This is a genomic window from Pseudomonas sp. ABC1, assembly GCF_013395055.1.
Classification (GTDB): domain Bacteria; phylum Pseudomonadota; class Gammaproteobacteria; order Pseudomonadales; family Pseudomonadaceae; genus Stutzerimonas.
Genome location: NZ_CP058349.1, coordinates 92665 through 112275, shown reverse-complemented (window position 1 = coordinate 112275; position 19611 = coordinate 92665). Strand labels below are relative to the sequence as shown.

The following is a 19611-nucleotide window of genomic DNA, read 5'->3' as shown; positions in this document are numbered from 1 at the left end:
CCAGCCTGCAAAGGCTGGCGTTCGATCAAATTACCTGTTCCACACCTATGGCGCAGGAAAGGATTCTTTCTTGTGCAACCAAGAAGTCGTAATCTTTCAAGATGCTGTAGTGATCGCTATCGACACATAAGCTCACGACCTCCGTACCCAGGGCACTTTCAAAACATTTATGCCGAGCATGAGCCTCGCTCTGCGCCCACCAGACATTCACTACCGCCTTCAGCACCGGCATGGAGATAGCCTTCGAAGACAAAGCTCTCAACCTCATCCCCACAATAAAGGCCTGGGCCAAGTCTTCAGCATCGAATTCCCTCGCCTCTCCGCAGGAGGGAGAAGCCGATGCCAGGTTCAACCCAGTAAAGACATCCGCAAGAAGCTCCAGCGTGGGCTCGCAGGTCTTGTCCCACAAGGAAGACGGTAGTTCTTCCACTACACGCCCATACAGGGAATGGATAAACCCTTGCAGATCGTGCCGCCAGTCACCCTCATCACCATGCGTCTCCTCGGCAAATCCCGTTCCAGGGGGAATGAAACTGTCAACCAATGACAGAAATTCCACTTCCTGCCCCTGCTGCTCAAGCTCCGCGGCGACCAGAACCGCAAGGACTCCTCCCAGGGACCAGCCCATCAAACGATACGGACCATAAGGCTGGGCCTGGCGGATATATTGCGCATAATCAATGGCCATCGCGGCCAGCGATTCATCCTGCCAGCCAAGATCCAGCAACATACGGCATTGCAAACCGTAAATACTGCATACGCCATCAAGACGGCGAGCAACCGGCTCATAGTCGAACACCGTACCGAAGCCTGCATGGATGCAGAACAGTGGTATTACCGAGGCCACTTGGCGGTTGAGCAGTAGCAGCGGATTCAGCTGCGCCGCACTATCGCTGAAACCGGAAAGTTCCGCGATCGAAGGACGGGTCATAAGATCACGCAGCTTCAATTCGAAACCTTCGATTTTCAACGCCCGGACCTTGGAGATGACTTTCAGGCTGCGCAGCGAGTCGCCGCCTCGCTCGAAGAAATTATCGGTCACACCGATTCGCTCGACGCCGAGCACTTCGGCCCAGATACGCGATAACTGTTCTTCCAGCGCATTGCGCGGCGCCACATAAAGCTCTTCACAACCACTGAAGTCAGGCTCTGGCAACGCCTTGCGGTCCAGTTTGCCATTCGGGCTCACCGGCAAGGACTCCAGCACCATGATCTGCGTCGGCACCATATAGTCCGGCAGGCATCCGCGCAGACGCTCTCTCAGTGCCTCGTTTCGCCCCAGCGGCAGGCCATGAGCCGTGACATAGCCCACCAGTTGCCGATCCGCCTCGCCACCACAGACTATAGCCACTGCGTCCCGCACATCCGCCTGCTCGCGTAAACGCGCTTCGACCTCCCCCAACTCAATGCGGAAGCCACGAATCTTGACCTGCTGATCAAGACGCCCCAGGTATTCGTAGACCCCATCTGCACGCAGCCGGACAAGGTCGCCGGTTCGGTACAGTCGACCACCGACTGAAAAGGGATCGGCCACAAAACGCTCGGCGCTCAACCCAGGACGCGCGTGGTAGCCGCGTGCCAATCCCTGTCCGCCAATAAATAGCTCGCCTGCGACCCCGTCGGGCAGCCGGTTGAGTTGCGTATCCAGCACATACAGTTCACGCGCACCAACCACTGCGCCGATGGGCGCGATGGGGCCACCACACCACTGCTGCGCATGAGCATCTACTGTCCACAGTAGCGGCGTCACCACTGTCTCGGTAGGGCCATAACCATTGGTCAGGTAGCGCGGACGCAGCTCGGACTTGACTAGCTCGAACGTCGCCTCGGCGACCGCATCGCCACCGAAACAATAGGTATCCACCTTGGGCGGTGCTTTATCAGACGAGGCTACGCACTCGGCAAGCTCCCGCAGATAAGCCGGAGGGAAACAGGCAATAGTGATGGCTTTATCATGCAGTACCTGCAGTGTCTGCTCAGGTGTCCAGAGTTGTTGATCACGCAAGACCATCTCGCCGCCACTGAGCAATACCGACAGCCAGCGCTCCTGGGCGCCATCGAAAGCAAAGGACATAAAGAGCAGTTCACGAGTCTCCTGCTCCATCCCATACTTTTCGACGATGGCCTGGCAGTGCATGCTCAAGGGACCATGGCTTACCGCCACGCCCTTGGGCTGCCCAGTCGACCCCGAGGTATAGATCAGATAGGCCAGACTGTCGGGACTGAGTGCAGCTACTGGCCAGGCAGAAGGAATAGCACACTCCCCGAGCCGATCGATTTCCAGAATATCGATGGCATATGCCCCACTGAATCGTGCACCGAGATCGGAATGAGTTAGCAGCAACGACATTTCCGAGTCCCGAATTATCCAATCGAGACGCTCCGTCGGGTAGTCGATATCCAAGGGCACATAGGCGGCTCCCGCCTTGAGCACCGCGTAAAAGGCAACGATAGACTCCAGCGAACGATTCAGCGCTACTCCGACACGGTTTTCCAGCCCAATACCCCGAGCTTGTAGAATATTGGCAAGTTTTCCAGCACGCTGCTCCAGAAGTTTATAAGTCATGCTGTCCCCGGCGCACCTCACGGCAATTGCCTGAGGTGATCGCTGAGCCTGAGAGGTAATAAGCTCGACTAAGGATGGAATGCCCGGAGAAGTATCTGCTTCGGTTTTTTCTGCCTCAGGCAATAAAAGCAGACTGCCCAGATAGCCATCGGCATTTCCAAGCAGTGCCTGCAGCAAATGTTCGAAGGATTCGACTATTCGAGAGACATCCTGAGGAATGAAGCGATCACGCAGGTACATAAATTCAATGTTCAACGTGGCCCCAAGATGTATCGCCAGATCCATTGCATAGTTCGTGACGTCACGACTCTTGGCCTGCCCGAAGCTGATAGTTTCTGCAACGCCCTGCTGTAAACGCTCGCCGATGGGATAGTTCTCGAAGACGATAATACTGTCAAACAGTGGCTGCCCGGCGTATCCGCTCCAGCGTTGAATATCAGCCAGGGAGCTATGCTCATGACTCCGTATATCCAGATTATAGTCTTGCAACTGCTGCAACCACTGTCCTACCTGTTGCTCTGGCAGTGCCTCCTGAATGACCGGTAAGGTATTGATGAACAGCCCAAGTACTTTATCCATACCGGGCAAATCCACAGGGCGACCAGATACCGTCGCACCAAAACATACCGTGGACTGTCCGGTATAGCGCTGCAGCAGCAATAGCCATACCGCTTGGATAACTGTATTAGGCGTCACTTTCAGGCGCTTTGCAAAAATGAGTAGGGATTCCGTCCGCGCTATATCCCAGTTCAGATACAGCGCCGCATGGCCACCGGAATTTGTATCAGGCTTCGCTAAATTATCAGCCAACAACGTGGGGCCAGGCAGGGTATCCAGCTTTTCCATCCAGAAACGTTCACTGGATCCGGCATCCTGCCGTTGCAGCCAGGCCAGATAGTCACTGTACTGATATTTAATTGGCTCGACCGCCTGCCCCGCATAACGGGCTAGAACCTCGCCGATAAGCTGAGAGGTACTCCAGCCATCCATCAGGATGTGATGAGTGGTCCATATCAGATGTTGCTGATCCGAGAATTGAACAAGAGTAAGGCGCATCAAGGGCGCGTGCGAAAGTGAAAATCCATGTTGGCGATCCTTTGCCGCCTGCTGGTCAATCCGATCAAGGCTTTTCCCATGATTGAGGTGATGCCAATCAAGCACTTGCAAGTCCATTTCGGCCATACGATGTACAACCTGCACAGGTTCACTCAACAGGCCACCTGTATGGAAACTTGTCCTCAGTATTGAATGTGCTTTTATCGCTGCCTTCCAGGCGGCGATAAAACGCTCTATATCCAGACCATTGACCGGGACACTGGTCTGATTGACATAAACATCATCCTGAAGGCTATGGAACAGAATACCTTGCTGTGTCGGTGTCAGCGGGTAGATATCCTCAATTTCGCGAGCCATAACCGGCAAAGTGTCCAGTTGCTCCTGGCTCAAGCCGGCCAAAGTAACATCCGATGGAGTCAGGCCGCTGTTATCTTCAGAAATGCAATGTTCGATCAGGATCCTGAGTTCTTCAGCGTACTCCCGCGCCAGATACTGGATAGTTTCCTCCCTGAACATCTCACGACTGAAACTCCAGTTCAGACTCAGTTCGCCGCCATAGACTTGGCCGTTGATGCTTAGCCAGTTACCCAGAGGAGCCTGTTCGCTCTGGCTTGCACCTGGGCTTTCCAGTGCAGGCGCAAGGAATGCCTCCTCTCCGTCATCCTGCTCTTGGGCAAAGCTGCTATCGAACTGCCCCAGATAGTTGAAGGTGATCCGTGGTACGGGGAGTTGGGCCAGGGCTTGTTGTGCCGGCGCCTCTCCCAGATAGCGAAGTGCACCGAAACCAATGCCTTTATGCGGAATCGCGCGCAGTTGTTCCTTGATTCCCTTGATCGAGCCATCCAGGGTTCCAGTTGGACTCAGCTTCACCGGGAATACACTGGTAAACCAACCCACGGTTCTTGTCAGGTCGATATCCTCGAACAACTCTTCACGGCCATGCCCTTCGAGTTGAATCAGTACATCGCTCCGTTCTGTCCAACGTGCAATGACACGAGCCAGCGCCGTCAGCAACAGATCATTGACCTGGGTGCGATAAGCTGCCGGCGCCTGTTGCAGCAGTTGTTGGGTACAGGTCCGATCCAAACGAGTCTGAGCGCTGGCTGCATAAAGCCCCTGCAGAGAGCCTTCCGGGTTATCGCAGGGCAATTCGGATTGAGTATCAGCCAACTGCGTTGCCCAGTAGCCTAATTCCTGTTGCAGCGCTTCACTATTAGCATAGGTTTGCAGATGCTCCGCCCAAGCTTTGGTCGAGCTAGTTTTTGCAGGCAGTTTGATCGTCTGGTCTGCTTGCAGTTGGCCATAGGCCATCTGCAAATCCTCTAGCAGGACGCGCCAGGACACGCCATCCACCACTAGGTGATGAATCGCCAGCAACAATCTCTGACTACCATCGGCCAGCGTCGCCAGCACCGCTCGAATCAGTGGGCCACCCTGCAAATCCAGGCTACGCTGGGCTTCGTTACACAAGGCCTCCAGCTCGGCTTCATCCTGAACCTCGGACTGCCACAGAAGCAATTGCGGTTCGGCAACCGGGTGGTAACAAGCCGTCCACATCCGATTGACATCCTGTGTGAAACTCAGTCGTAGAGCATCGTGGTGAACGACAAGTGCCCGAATGGCTTGTTCAAGGGACTCGGCATTCAGATCTTTGCCTGGTTTAAGCAACAACGCCTGGTTCCAGTGATGACGCTCGGGGATGTCTTCCTCGAAGAACTGCTGATGAATAGGCAGCAACAGCGCTTCGCCCGTAACCGGGCCTTGATCGATCTGCAGACCTCCCTCTTCGCCACACGTCGCTACCGAGGCCAGCCCCTGTACCGTTTGATGCTGGAACAGTTCCTTGGGCGTAAAGCGGATACCCGCCTGCCGGGCACGGCTGACCACCTGGATCGAAATGATCGAGTCGCCACCCAGTTCGAAGAAGTTATCGGTCAGGCCGACCTTCTCGACCTTCAGTACATCGGCCCAGATACTTGCGATCTGCTGCTCCAGCTCACTCTGCGGCGCGATGAACTCCTGCTGCAATTGACTGACGTCAGGCTTCGGCAATGCCTTGCGGTCCAACTTGCCGTTCGGCGTCAGTGGTAGTTTGTCCAGGAACAGCAGGTGGGCCGGAACCATATAGTCCGGCAGGACTTCCTTTAGATAGTCGCGCAGGCTCGTGCGCAATTCACTCTGCTGCTCGACATCAGCCGTTTGATCCCCAGTCGATACCAAGTAGGCCGCCAGTTGCTTGCCACTCGGCCCTTCGATATCGATGACGACCGCTTCGCGAACAGCTTCATGTTCTTGCAGCCGGGCCTCGATCTCGCCCAGTTCGATACGGAACCCGCGAATCTTCACCTGATGGTCGATACGCCCAACGTACTCGATCACACCATCGGTACGGTAACGAGCCAGATCACCAGTGCGGTACAGACGACCACCTCCCAGCCTACTCTGGTCGAATGGATCAGGAACAAATCGCTCCGCGGTTAGTGCCGGGCGTTGATGATAACCCCGGGCAAGCCCCACCCCACCTAGGTAAAGTTCCCCAGCTACATGCTGAGCAGCAGGCGAAAAGCTACCGATCAAGATATGCATCTTGAGGTTATCAATCGGTTGTCCAATCGGAATGCCACTCTGGTCTTCTGGACGACACGTCCAATGTGTCACATCAATCGCAGCCTCGGTTGGGCCATATAGATTAAACAGCTCCGCTTTCGGCAGTCGTACCAAGGTCTGCAGTGCAAGCTCCACTGGAAATGCCTCACCGCTACACACAATACGTTTGATGCTTGTACAGCTCTCCACCTGCTCATTGGCCATGAAAGCTTGAAGCATTGAGGGCACGAAGTGCAATGTAGTTACCTTATGGCGGTGAATAGTTTCGATCAGGCGCACCGGATCACGGTGGTCACCGGGTTGTGCCATCGCCAAGCGTGCCCCGGTTATCAGCGGCCAGAAAAACTCCCAGACCGATACATCAAAACTAAAAGGTGTTTTCTGCAGAGTGGTATCGACCGTATCCAGCTCATAGGCTTTTTGCATCCAGATCAAGCGGTTGACCAGCCCTGCATGACTATTGGCTGCTCCTTTGGGTCTCCCTGTCGAACCAGAGGTATAAATCACATAAGCTAGGTTCTCAGGTCGAACGATATTTTCCGGATTAACTCCGCTGTAGTCTCTCAGCGACTCGTTGCCCTGATCCAAAACAATAGTTTTGATATGGTTTGAGATCGGCAACTGCTCTTGCAGATGGCTCTGCGTCAGCAACAATTGGATGCCGCTGTCTTCCATCATGTACGTCAGCCGCTCCTGCGGATATTCCGGGTCCAGCGGCACATAGGCACCGCCAGCCTTGAGAATCGCCAGCAGGCCAATCACCATTTCCAGGCTGCGTTCCACCGCGATGCCGACCAGTACGTCCGGGCCCACACCCAACTCGCGGAGTTTGTGTGCCAGTTGATTGGATTTTTTGTTCAGCTCTTGGTAGGTCAGTTCTTTATCACCAAACACAACAGCCACGGCATCCGGGGTTTCCTTGACCTGTGCTTCGATTAACTGGTGGATGCATTGATCGCTCGGGTAACTCGCTTCAGTGCGGTTCCAATCGTAGATAATCTGTTGCTGCTCCTCTGAACTGAGCAGCGGCAATTCAGCAATACGTTGGCTCGGCGCCTTGACGATGCCTTGCAGCAGATTGAGCCAATGCTTGGCCAAACGCTCGATGGTCGCCCTGTCGAACAAGTCTGTCGCATAGTTCAGCGAAGCAGCAATTCCATGACCATGCTCGAAGGTATCCAAGCTTAGATCGAACTTAGTGGTATTTCCGTCCCAAGAAAGCCCTTCGACTGTCAGTCCTGACAAGCAGCGGCTCTCGCCTCTGACCTGGGTCTGGTGGTTGTACATCACCTGGAACAGCGGGCTGTGGCTCAGGCTGCGCTCCGGGTGCAGGGCCTCGACCAGTTGCTCGAACGGCAAATCCTGATGCGCCTGTGCGCCAAGTGCCGTTTGCTGGACCTGCTTGAGCAGACTGCTGAAGGTTGTGTCCAGATCGAATTCTGCCTTGAGCACCTGGGTATTGACGAAAAAGCCGATCAACCGCTCGGTTTCCACCCGGTTACGGTTGGCGGTGGGAACGCCCACACGAATATCGTCCTGGCCCGAGTAGCGGTGCAGCAGGCTCTGGAAACTGGCCAGCAACAGCATAAACAGGGTCACGCCCTGTTGCTGGGCCAGTTGTTTCAGCGATTGTGCGAGGTCGTCGTTAAGGCTAACGCTGAAATTAGCGCCCTCCTGACTCTGGATCGCCGGACGTGGCCGATCGGTGGGCAGTTCCAATACCGGCTGTTCTTCACCTAGTTGTTCTTTCCAGTAGGCCAGTTGCCGTTCCTGCTCACCAGCTTCCATCCAGTTGCGCTGCCAGATGGCATAGTCGGCATATTGGATCGGCAGTTCCGGCAGAGTGACTTGCTGGCCTGTGCGATAGCCTTCATAAAGCTGAACCAACTCATCGACCATGATGGGCATCGACCAGCCATCGGAGACGATATGGTGCAGGGTCAGGATCAGGACATGATCGTCCTCGGCTAACCGCAGCAGCTTTATCCGTATCAACGGACCTTGTTCCAGATCGAAAGGCTCAGCGACTTCTTCCTCGACCTTGGACTGGATCAGCTCCTCGCTCGTATCTTCCTGCTTCTCCTGAAGCAGCGCAAAGTCAATCTTTGGATGAATGATCTGCAGCGCCTGCTCCCCTTCCTGGCGGAAGGTGGTGCGCAGGCTTTCGTGGCGGGCGATCAGGGCTTCAAAGCTGGCGCGCAGCGCCCCAATATTCAAGTCACCCTTGAACCTGAGGGCTGTAGGCATATTGTAGGCAGTGCTCTCAGGCTCCAGTTGCCAGAGGAACCATTGGCGCTGCTGGGCGTAGGACAGTAGCAGTGTCTGAGTACGATCCACTCGCTGAAAGGCCGGTGTCGTATTGGATACTCCCTGCCCTATATGGGCAGCGAAATCCTCCAGCATCGGTGCCTCGAACAACGTACGCAGTGGCTGTTCGATATTCAAGTCTTGGCGGATGCGAGAAATCACCTGGATGGCTAACAAAGAGTGCCCCCCCAGTTCAAAAAAGTTGTCCCTCAGGCCAACCCTCTCGACTTTCAGCACGTCCGCCCAGATGCTTGCGATCTGCTGTTCCAGCTCGCTTTGCGGCGCGACATATTCCTGCTGCAACTGGCTGGCATCGGGTTTCGGCAGTGCCTTGCGGTCCAGCTTGCCGTTTGGTGTCAGCGGTAATGTATCCAGGATCATCAAATAGGTAGGAATCATGTGCCCCGGTAGAGCCCGTTTCAACAACTGCCGGACTTCATCCAGAAAAGCCTGTTGTGCCTGCTCGTCCAAAGCTAGCTCTGGCACCAGATAGGCAGCCAGTTGCTGAGCCTGCTCCTCAACTATATTCACACAGACATTGCCCACGCCCGGAAAAGTGCGCAGTAGGCTTTCAATTTCCGCCAGCTCGACACGATAGCCACGGATTTTCACTTGGCTGTCCTTACGCCCGGCGAACAGTAACTCCCCATCTCTGGTGCGGCGTATACGATCACCACTACGGTAAGTCCGCCTTCCGCTGGAGTTGGAAAGATCGGGAACAAAACGTTCGGCTGTCAATGCCGGACGCCCCAAATAACCTCTGGCTAGCCCTGCACCCGAGATATGCAGCTCTCCACAGACACCATCAGGGACAATTTGCAGGTCGTCATCCAACAATTGGATACCGGTATTTCCCAGGGGCCAGCCCAGATGCGGAGCTCCCTTCATCTCTCCCGCCAGAACGCCTACGGTGGTTTCCGTAGGGCCGTAGTGGTTGAACACTGTCAGTCCTGGCGCCAAAGCCACTATCCTGCTCAACAAAGATGGGGGACAGACTTCGCCACCTAGAATCAGACAGCGCCTGGGTAGCACCTGCCGTCCAAGAGACAGCATCACTCCCAAGTGAGAAGGAACAATCTTAACGGCATCCACCTCGTAGACCTGTATGTAGCTAGCAAATGCCTCTGCATCAAGAACTGTTTCCTTATCCAGAAGATGCAGTTTCTTACCTGTGCACAGAGCACCGTATAAAACAGTGTGGCCCAAGTCTGCCGTTGGTGTGGAGACCATCGCCATACTTTGGATCGCATCCAAAGGTAGACACTGACCAATGGAATTGACGTAATTCTCTAAGGCACCGTGGGATACTGCTACACCCTTTGGCATACCGGTGGTGCCGGAGGTGTAGATAACATATGCTAGGTTTGCTGGCTGCGCGAAATTGGCAAGATTTTCTTGTGAATAAACGTCCAGCCCGCTCTTATCCAGATAGAGGCACAGAGTAGGAATTGGTAGCCTGTCTTGCTGATACTCCTGAGCCAGTAACAACTGGATGCCACTGTTCTCTATTAGATAAAGTAGACGATCATGCGGATATTCCGGGTCCAGCGGCACATAGGCACCGCCAGCCTTGAGAATCGCCAGCAGGCCAATCACCATTTCCAGGCTGCGTTCCACCGCGATGCCGACCAGTACGTCCGGGCCCACACCCAACTCGCGGAGTTTGTGTGCCAGTTGATTGGATTTTTTGTTCAGCTCTTGGTAGGTCAGTTCTTTATCACCAAACACAACAGCCACGGCATCCGGGGTTTCCTTGACCTGTGCTTCGATTAACTGGTGGATGCATTGATCGCTCGGGTAACTCGCTTCAGTGCGGTTCCAATCGTAGATAATCTGTTGCTGCTCCTCTGAACTGAGCAGCGGCAATTCAGCAATACGTTGGCTCGGCGCCTTGACGATGCCTTGCAGCAGATTGAGCCAATGCTTGGCCAAACGCTCGATGGTCGCCCTGTCGAACAAGTCTGTCGCATAGTTCAGCGAAGCAGCAATTCCATGACCATGCTCGAAGGTATCCAAGCTTAGATCGAACTTAGTGGTATTTCCGTCCCAAGAAAGCCCTTCGACTGTCAGTCCTGACAAGCAGCGGCTCTCGCCTCTGACCTGGGTCTGGTGGTTGTACATCACTTGGAACAGCGGGCTGTGGCTCAGGCTGCGCTCCGGGTGCAGGGCCTCGACCAGTTGCTCGAACGGCAAATCCTGATGCGCCTGTGCGCCAAGTGCCGTTTGCTGGACCTGCTTGAGCAGACCGCTGAAGGTTGTGTCCAGATCGAATTCTGCCTTGAGCACCTGGGTATTGACGAAAAAGCCGATCAACCGCTCGGTTTCCACCCGGTTACGGTTGGCGGTGGGAACGCCCACACGAATATCGTCCTGGCCCGAGTAGCGGTGCAGCAGGCTCTGGAAACTGGCCAGCAACAGCATAAACAGGGTCACACCCTGTTGCTGGGCCAGTTGTTTCAGCGATTGTGCGAGGTCGTCGTTAAGGCTAACGCTGAAATTAGCGCCCTCCTGACTCTGGATCGCCGGACGTGGCCGATCGGTGGGCAGTTCCAATACCGGCTGTTCTTCACCCAGTTGTTCTTTCCAGTAGGCCAGTTGCCGTTCCTGCTCACCAGCTTCCATCCAGTTGCGCTGCCAGATGGCATAGTCGGCATATTGGATCGGCAGTTCCGGCAGAGTGACTTGCTGGCCTGTGCGATAGCCTTCATAAAGCTGAACCAACTCATCGACCATGATGGGCATCGACCAGCCATCGGAGACGATATGGTGCAGGGTCAAGATCAGGACATGATCGTCCTCGGCTAACCACAGCAGCTTTATCCGTATCAACGGACCTTGTTCCAGATCGAAAGGCTCAGCGACTTCTTCCTCGACCTTGGACTGGATCAGCTCCTCGCTCGTGTCTTCCAGCCTCTCCTGAAGCAGCGCAAAGTCAATCTTTGGATGAATGATCTGCAGCGCCTGTTCCCCTTCCTGGCGGAAGGTGGTGCGCAGGCTTTCGTGGCGGGCGATCAGGGCTTCAAAGCTGGCGCGAAGTGCCCCAATATTCAAGTAACCCTTGAACCTGAGGGCTGTAGGCATATTGTAGGCAGTGCTCTCAGGCTCCAACTGCCAGAGGAACCATTGGCGCTGTTGAGCATAAGATAATGGAATGGAATTAAAGAGGCTCTGAACCGGTGGCAGGGGCAAATTCGCTGGAGAGATATTTTCTTCATACATTTTCCCTAGATAAACTTTACGCTTATCCAGCGGTAGAGTGACAAAGCGCCTGGCAATACTAATGGCCGCGTCCATACTCATTCGATCGCCTCCAAATCTTCAAAAAAAACATCCAGTCGGTGTAGCTTTTCTTCAAATACAGAGGCGGCATGGCCATCCAGGCTTGAAACAAAATCGCGCAAAATTGGATATTGAAAAAGCATCGACGGCTCCACTTTCAAGCCAAGAACTATCTGTAGCCGAGACACAATGGAAATAACAAGTAGAGAATGTCCGCCTAACTCAAAGAAGTTATCGGTCAGACCAACCTTTTCGACTTTCAGAACATCCGCCCAGATATTTGCCACTTGCTGCTCCAGCTCACTCTGTGGCGTGACAAATCCCTGCTGCATCTGACTGGTATCGAGTTTTGGCAATGCCTTACGGTCCAGCTTGCCATTGAGCGTCAGCGGAAGCTTGTCCAAGAACAGCAGATGGACTGGGGCCATATAGTCCGGCAGGACTTCCTTCAGATAATCGCGCAGGCTGCTACGCAGTGCAGCCTGTTGTTCAAGCCCATTCGAAAATCGAGTATCCGTGACGAGATAGCCAACTAGTTGCTTACCACTCGGCCCTTCGATATCGATTACCACTGCTTCACGAATGGCTTCATGCTCTTGCAACCGGGCTTCAATCTCACCCAGCTCTACACGAAAACCGCGAATCTTCACCTGATGGTCGATACGGCCAACGTATTCAATTACACCGTCGGCACGGTAGCGGGCCAAATCACCAGTGCGGTAGAGCCGCCCTCCACCTTTCCCGCTATTATCGAATGGGTTGGGGATAAATCGTTCGGCCGTCAGTGTTGGACGGTCGTGATAACCACGACTCAGCCCCTCTCCACCCAGATGCAGTTCACCCCTCAGATTCACTGGCAGCGGGCTCAAACCCTCGTCGAGTACATAGGCATAGCGTCGCCCGACCGGCCTGCCAATCGGCGCATAGCCCTCAAATATCTCAGAATCTGCTTCCCATAGCAGCGGAGTAACCACGGCTTCCGTGGGACCGTATGCATTGAATATACGGAACACCTGAATGGCATCAGTTAATAGACCATGTCCCCAGGCCTCGCCTCCCAGGATGCACAAGCGGACATCAATACTCTTCTGCGCCCCGCCCAAGCTTTCGACAATATGAGCTAGATAGGCCGGTGGTATATTGAGAATGGAGACTCCATACTTATGGATACGCTCCACCAGTTGCTTGATCGACCACTGTTTTATCTCGCCAATGACCAATCGCAGGCCAAAGGCTAAAGACATGAAAATCTGTTCGGCAGCAGCATCGAAACTGATCGAGGCAAACTGCAGCATGCAGTCCTTCTCAGTGATGCCATAACGCAGCGCAGCCGCCTGGCAATGCATGGAGAAAGCCCCATGGGGAATGGTCACGCCCTTAGGTTTTCCCGTAGAACCAGAAGTAAAGATCAAATAGGCAGCACTGCCCTGCATCGACTGTCGTGCCGGTGCATCCTCTTCATACCCAGCAAGCCAGTCGGTTTTCTGGCCCAGACTCAAGCAGAGGACACTTTCCGGAACAGATAAATGTTCCTGTAAATGCTCTTGGATCAGCAGCAGCCCAACCCCGCTGTCCTCGATCATGTAAGCCAGCCGCTCTCGTGGATACTTCGGGTCCAACGGTACATAAGCACCACCAGCCTTGAGGATCCCCAGCAGGCCAATCACCATTTCCAGACTGCGCTCGACGGCAATACCCACCAGCACGTCCGGGCCTACGCCTAGTTCAATCAGCTTGTGCGCCAATCGATTAGCTTTTTTATCAAGCTGCTTATATGTGAGTTCCCGACTCTCGAAGACAACGGCCACCGCTTGTGGAGTCCTGCGTACCTGCTCCTCGATCAGCTCGTGAATACACTGGTCACTTGGATAGTTCGCTTCAGTGCGGTTCCAGTCATAGATAATCTGCTGCTGTTCGTCCTGGCTCAACAACGGTAGCTCACCAAGAGCTTTTCGTGGACTATATGCAAGAGTCTGAAGCAAGTTTCTGAAATGCTCAGAAATTCTTTGAACTGTCGAAGCACTGAAGTGCTCCCGATCATAACTGTAATGAATCGACAAGGTATCGCCCAGACCGACTGCCAGGGTTAGTGGGTAATTAGTCTGTTCTTGGCTCATTACCGGTCCAAACTTGATGCCTTCTGGTGCACCTTGTTGCAAAGCTTCGGAGATCGGATAATTTTCAAAGACCAGAATAGTGTCAAACAGCGCCTCGCCGCCCAGCCCAGCCCACCGCTGAACTTCATACAACGGTGTATATTCGTGCTCACGCAAGGCCAAGTTCCGGGCCTGTACCTGCTCGATCCACTGTGCCACGCTCCGTTCCGGTTTCGGGCTGGCAATAACCGGCAAGGTGTTGATAAACAGCCCCAGTTGTTGCTCCACGCCTTTCAGTTCCGCAGGACGGCCAGCCACCGTGGCGCCGAAGCTGACGGTGTCCTGGCCTGTGTAGCGTTGCAGCAACAGCAACCAGGCTGCCTGTACCAAGGTATTGACCGTTACCCGCTGCTGACGAGCGAACTCACTGAGGTATCGGGTTTGATGTTGATCCAGAGCCTGGTAGTGATCGCCGTAGCCAGTGCCGAGATGTGCTCTGTCCTGGCGAATGGCTTGGGCTAAACGAGTCGGCTCTTCCAGCTCATTGAGCTGTTCTCTCCAGAAAGTTTCGCTGATCGCTTTATCCTGTTTCTGCAGCCAGTCGATATAGTCCCGGTAGCGGCCTGTTTGCGAATTGGATTGCACACCGGCATAGGCCTGCAGCACCTCACCCAACAACTGCGAATTGCTCCAGCCGTCCATCAAGATATGGTGGCCGGTATAGATCAAGTGATGGCTGTTTTCATCCGTACGAATGACCGCAATACGCAGCAGTGGATCATTCAGCAGATCGAAACTTTTTTGCCGATCGGCTTCGGCCCAAGTATCTAACCCCGCCTGAAGATCAGGCTGGGTACGCCAGTCCAAGCTGGCGAAGGGCATTTCCACATGTTTGCGGATGACCTGCAGTGGCTGTTCGAACTGGGTAATAAAGCTGGCGCGCAGTACTTCATGACGGTCGACTGCTGCTTGCCAAGCTTGGCGAAAGCGCTCGATGTCCAGCCCTTGCACGTCAACACGCATCTGATTGATATAGTCGCCACCCTCCTGTGCGTACAGGGTGTGGAACAGCATCCCCTGCTGCATTGGTGATAGCGGATAAATATCTTCTATTATCTTTGCGGCTATTGGCAGAGCGTCCAGTTGCTCTTGGCTCAAACCAGCCAGAGGAACGTCCGATGGCGTCAGACCAAAGGTATTTTCGTCCACACAGTGAGCAATCAGCACCTTGAGCTCTTCGGCATACTCTTGTGCCAGACACTGAATGGTCTCCTCCCTGAACATCTCACGACTGAAACTCCAGTTCAGACTCAGTTCGCCGCCATAGACTTGGCCGTTGATGCTTAGCCAGTTACCCAGAGGAGCCTGTTCGCTCTGGCTTGCACCTGGGCTTTCCAGTGCAGGCGCAAGGAATGCCTCCTCTCCGTCATCCTGCTCTTGGGCAAAGCTGCTATCGAACTGCCCCAGATAGTTGAAGGTGATCCGTGGTATGGGGAGTTGGGCCAGGGCTTGTTGTGCCGGCGCCTCTCCCAGATAGCGAAGTGCACCGAAACCAATGCCTTTATGCGGAATCGCGCGCAGTTGTTCCTTGATTCCCTTGATCGAGCCATCCAGGGTTCCAGTTGGACTCAGCTTCACCGGGAATACACTGGTAAACCAACCCACGGTTCTTGTCAGGTCGATATCCTCGAACAACTCTTCACGGCCATGCCCTTCGAGTTGTATCAGTACATCGCTCCGTTCTGTCCAGCGTGCAATGACACGAGCCAGCGCCGTCAGCAACAGATCATTGACCTGGGTGCGATACGCTGCCGGTGCCTGTTGCAGCAGTTGGCGGGTGAAATCTTGATCAAGACGAGTCTGAGCAGTGGCTGCGTGCAGGCTTTGCAGAGAACCCTCAGGGTTATCGCAAGGCAACTCGGCACTTGCATCGTCCAGCTCGGCTTGCCAGTACAACAATTCCTGCTGCAAGACCTCGCTGGCGGCATAATCACGCAGATGCTCGGCCCAAGCTTGAGTCGAGCTGGTCTTGGCCGGCAGGCTGACAACCTGGCTAGTATCCAACTGAGCATAGGCTGTCTGCAGGTCCTCCAGCAGGATGCGCCAGGACACACCATCTACCACCAAGTGATGGATCACTAGCAGCAGTCGCTGGCTACCATCGTCCAAGGTCGCCAAAACGGCCCTAAGCAAGGGCCCGCCCTGTAGATCCAGGCTGCGCTGGGCTTCATTGCAAAGATCCTCCAGCGCTTGCTCTCCCTCCACATCGACAGCCCACAGGATGGGGTTTTGCCCCCAGGCGTGCTGCTGTTCCAAGAGTGAATGGTACTGCGCAGCCCAAACACCATCCGCCTGCCGCGAAAAGCCCAAGCGCAAGGCATCGTGGTGAGTGATCAATTCTTGCAGTGCCCGCTGGAGCGTTTCACTGCTCAGTATCTTGCCCGGCTTAAGCAATAGCGACTGGTTCCAATGATGGTGCTCAGGGACCTCGCTATCGAAGAACCATTGATGAATCGGTAGCAGCAACGCTTGTCCATTTACCAAGCCCTGGTCAATCTGAAATCCAGCCGACTCTCCCTGTTGTGCCACGGAGGCGAGCCCCTGCACCGTCTGGTGCTGGAACAGCTCCTTGGGTGTAAAGCGGATACCGGCCTGCCGCGCGCGACTGACCACCTGAATGGAAATTATCGAGTCGCCACCCAGCTCGAAGAAGTTGTCGGTCAGCCCAACCCGCTCGACCTTCAGCACATCCGCCCAGATCGCGGCGATCCGTTGCTCCAGCTCACTCCGAGGTGCTACATAGGCCTGTTGCAGTTGGCTTACATCCAGCCTGGGCAATGCCTTGCGATCCAGTTTGCCGTTGGGCGTCAGCGGCAGGGCTTCGAGGAAAATCAGGTGGGCTGGAACCATATAGTCCGGCAGCCGCTCACTCAGATAATCGCGCAGGCTCGTGCGCAGTTCGCTCTGTTGTTCAGAATCAGTCGCCCGATCCGCAGAGGGTACCAGGTAAGCTGCTAGTTGCTTGCCTATCGGACCATCGATATCGAGCACCGCCGCTTCATGAATCGTTTCATGCTCCTGCAGCCTGGACTCGATCTCACCCAGTTCGATGCGGAAACCACGGATCTTCACTTGATAGTCGATACGGCCCAGGTACTCTAGTACACCATCGGCACGGTACTTGGCCAGATCGCCGGTGCGGTACAGTCGGCTTCCACCCGGTTCTCCGCTATCGAAGGGATCGGGGACGAAGCGTTCGGCCGTCAGGGCGGGACGGTCGTGGTAGCCACGCGCCAGCCCTTCTCCACCGAGGTACAACTCGCCACTGCCGTTTGACGGCAACAGATTCATGCACTCATCAAGCACATAGGCACTACGCTCCCCGACGGGACGCCCAATCGGCGCATAGCCCCCGAAGGCGCCGGATTCCGCTTCCCAGATCAATGGAGTGACCACAGCTTCCGTGGGGCCATAGGCGTTGAAAATATGGGACGCCCGGATAGCCCCACTCAACAAACCATGGCTCCATGCTTCCCCACCCAGGATGCACAAACGGATATCGACGACCTTCTTGGCCCTGTCCAGACTTTCGCAGAGATGAGCCAGGTAGGCCGGTGGGAGATTAAGGATGGAGACGCCATGTCTTTCGACACGCTCCAGCAACTGCTCGACCGACCATTGTTTCACCTCACCCTGCAGCAACCGGAGGCCAAAGGCCAGGGACATGAAGATCTGCTCGGCGGCAGCATCGAAGCTGATCGAGGCGAACTGCAGCATGCAGTCCTTCTCTGTGATGCCATAGCGCTGCGCGGCGGCCTGGCAGTGCATGGCGAAGGCACCATGGGGAATGGTCACCCCCTTGGGCATACCCGTCGAACCAGATGTGAAGATCATATAAGCGGCACTATCGTATCTGGCCAGAGGAGCGGGATCATCGTCCCCGTACCCTTCCAGCCAGTTGGCCTCCTGATCCAAGTACAGGCTGAGAACCCCGGGCAAGTCCAGCATGCCGGACTGCGTCAGCAGCAACCCAATGCCGCTATCCTCGGCCATATAGGCCAGGCGCTCCCGTGGATACTCAGGATCCAGCGGCACATAGGCACCACCGGCCTTGAGGATCGCCAGCAGGCCAATCACCATTTCCAGACTGCGCTCCACCGCGATACCGACCAGTACATCCGGGCCTACACCCAACTCGCGGAGTTTGTGCGCCAGTTGGTTAGCTTTTCTATTCAGTTCTTGATAGGTCAGCTCTTCATCGCCCAAGACCATTGCAGTGGCATATGGAGTTCTCTCGGCCTGGGCTTCGATCAACTGGTGAATGCACTGGTCGCTTGGATAGTTCGCTTCGGTACGGTTCCAGTCGTAGGTAATCTGTTGCTGTTCCTCTGGACTGAGCAGCGATAATTCTGCAATACGCTGGCTCGGCGCCTTGACGATACCTTGCAGCAGATTGATCCAATGCTGAGCCAGCCGTTCGATGGTGGATTTATCGAACAATGCCGTGGCATAGCTCAACGAGGCGCCAATACCCTCTCTGTACTCGAAGGTATCCAGTGTCAGGTCGAACTGGGCGGTCTGCTTTTCCCAGGACACCCCTTCTACTGCCAGCCCTGACAAGAGGCGAGCCTCGCCTCTGACTTGGGTCTGGTGGTTGTACATCACCTGGAACAGCGGGCTATAACTCAGGCTGCGCTCCGGGTGCAAAGCCTCGACCAGTTGCTCGAACGGCAAATCCTGGTGCGCCTGTGCGCCCAGTGCTGTCTGCTGGATCTGCTTGAGCAAGTCACTGAAGGTGGTACCCAGGTCGAATTTGGCCTTTAGCACCTGGGTGTTGACGAAAAAGCCGATCAGACTTTCAGTTTCCACCCGGTTACGGTTGGCAGTGGGAACACCCACGCGAATATCGTCCTGGCCCGAGTAGCGGTGCAACAGGGCTTTAAAGCTGGCCAGCAGCAGCATAAACAGGGTGACACCCTGTTGCTGGGCCAGTTGTTTCAGCGACTGTGCGAGGTCGTTGCTAAGACTAACGCTGAAATTAGCACCCTCCTGATCTTGGATCGCCGGACGTGGTCGGTCTGTGGGCAGTTCCAGTACCGGTTGTTCGTCTCCCAGTTGCGCTTTCCAGTAGGCCAGTTGCCGTTCCCGCTCACCGGCCTCCATCCATTGGCGCTGCCAGATGGCGTAGTCGGCGTACTGGATCGGTAGTTCCGGTAGATTTACTTGATGATTTGTACAATAGCCTTGGTAAAGCTGGACCAACTCATCGACCATAATGGGCATAGACCAGCCATCGGAGACGATATGGTGCAGGGTCAAGATCAGGACATGATCGTCCTCAGCTAACCGCAGCAGCTTTATCCGTAGCAGCGGACCATGCTCCAGATCGAAAGGCCTAGCGACTTCTTCCTCGACCTTGGATTGGATCAGTTTCTCGCTAGTGCCTTCCAGGCTCTCCTGGACCAAGGCAAAGTCGATCCTTGGATGAATGATCTGGAGTGCCTGCTCCCCCTCCTGTCGGAAGGTGGTGCGCAGGGTTTCGTGGCGAGCAATCAATGCCTCGAAGCTGGAACGTAAAGCCTCAATACTCAAGTCACCCTTGAACCTGAGGGCTGTAGGCATATTGTAAGCGGTGCTTTCAGGCTCCAACTGCCAAAGGAACCATTGGCGCTGCTGGGCATAGGAGAGGAGCAGCGACTC

At 55.0% G+C, this 19611-nt stretch carries 1 protein-coding gene and 1 pseudogene; both read right to left on the bottom strand.

Translation table 11 applies throughout. From position 1 onward, the window contains the following. Positions 1-25: 25 nt before the first annotated feature. Positions 26-11836, bottom strand: coding sequence for a non-ribosomal peptide synthetase (locus tag HW090_RS00310; RefSeq protein ID WP_256930701.1), 11811 nt, complete (start codon positions 11834-11836; stop codon positions 26-28). Further along, a pseudogene (locus HW090_RS00295) lies at positions 11833-19611 on the bottom strand (amino acid adenylation domain-containing protein); the annotation flags it as partial. The pseudogene HW090_RS00295 and the gene HW090_RS00310, both read right to left, overlap by 4 nt.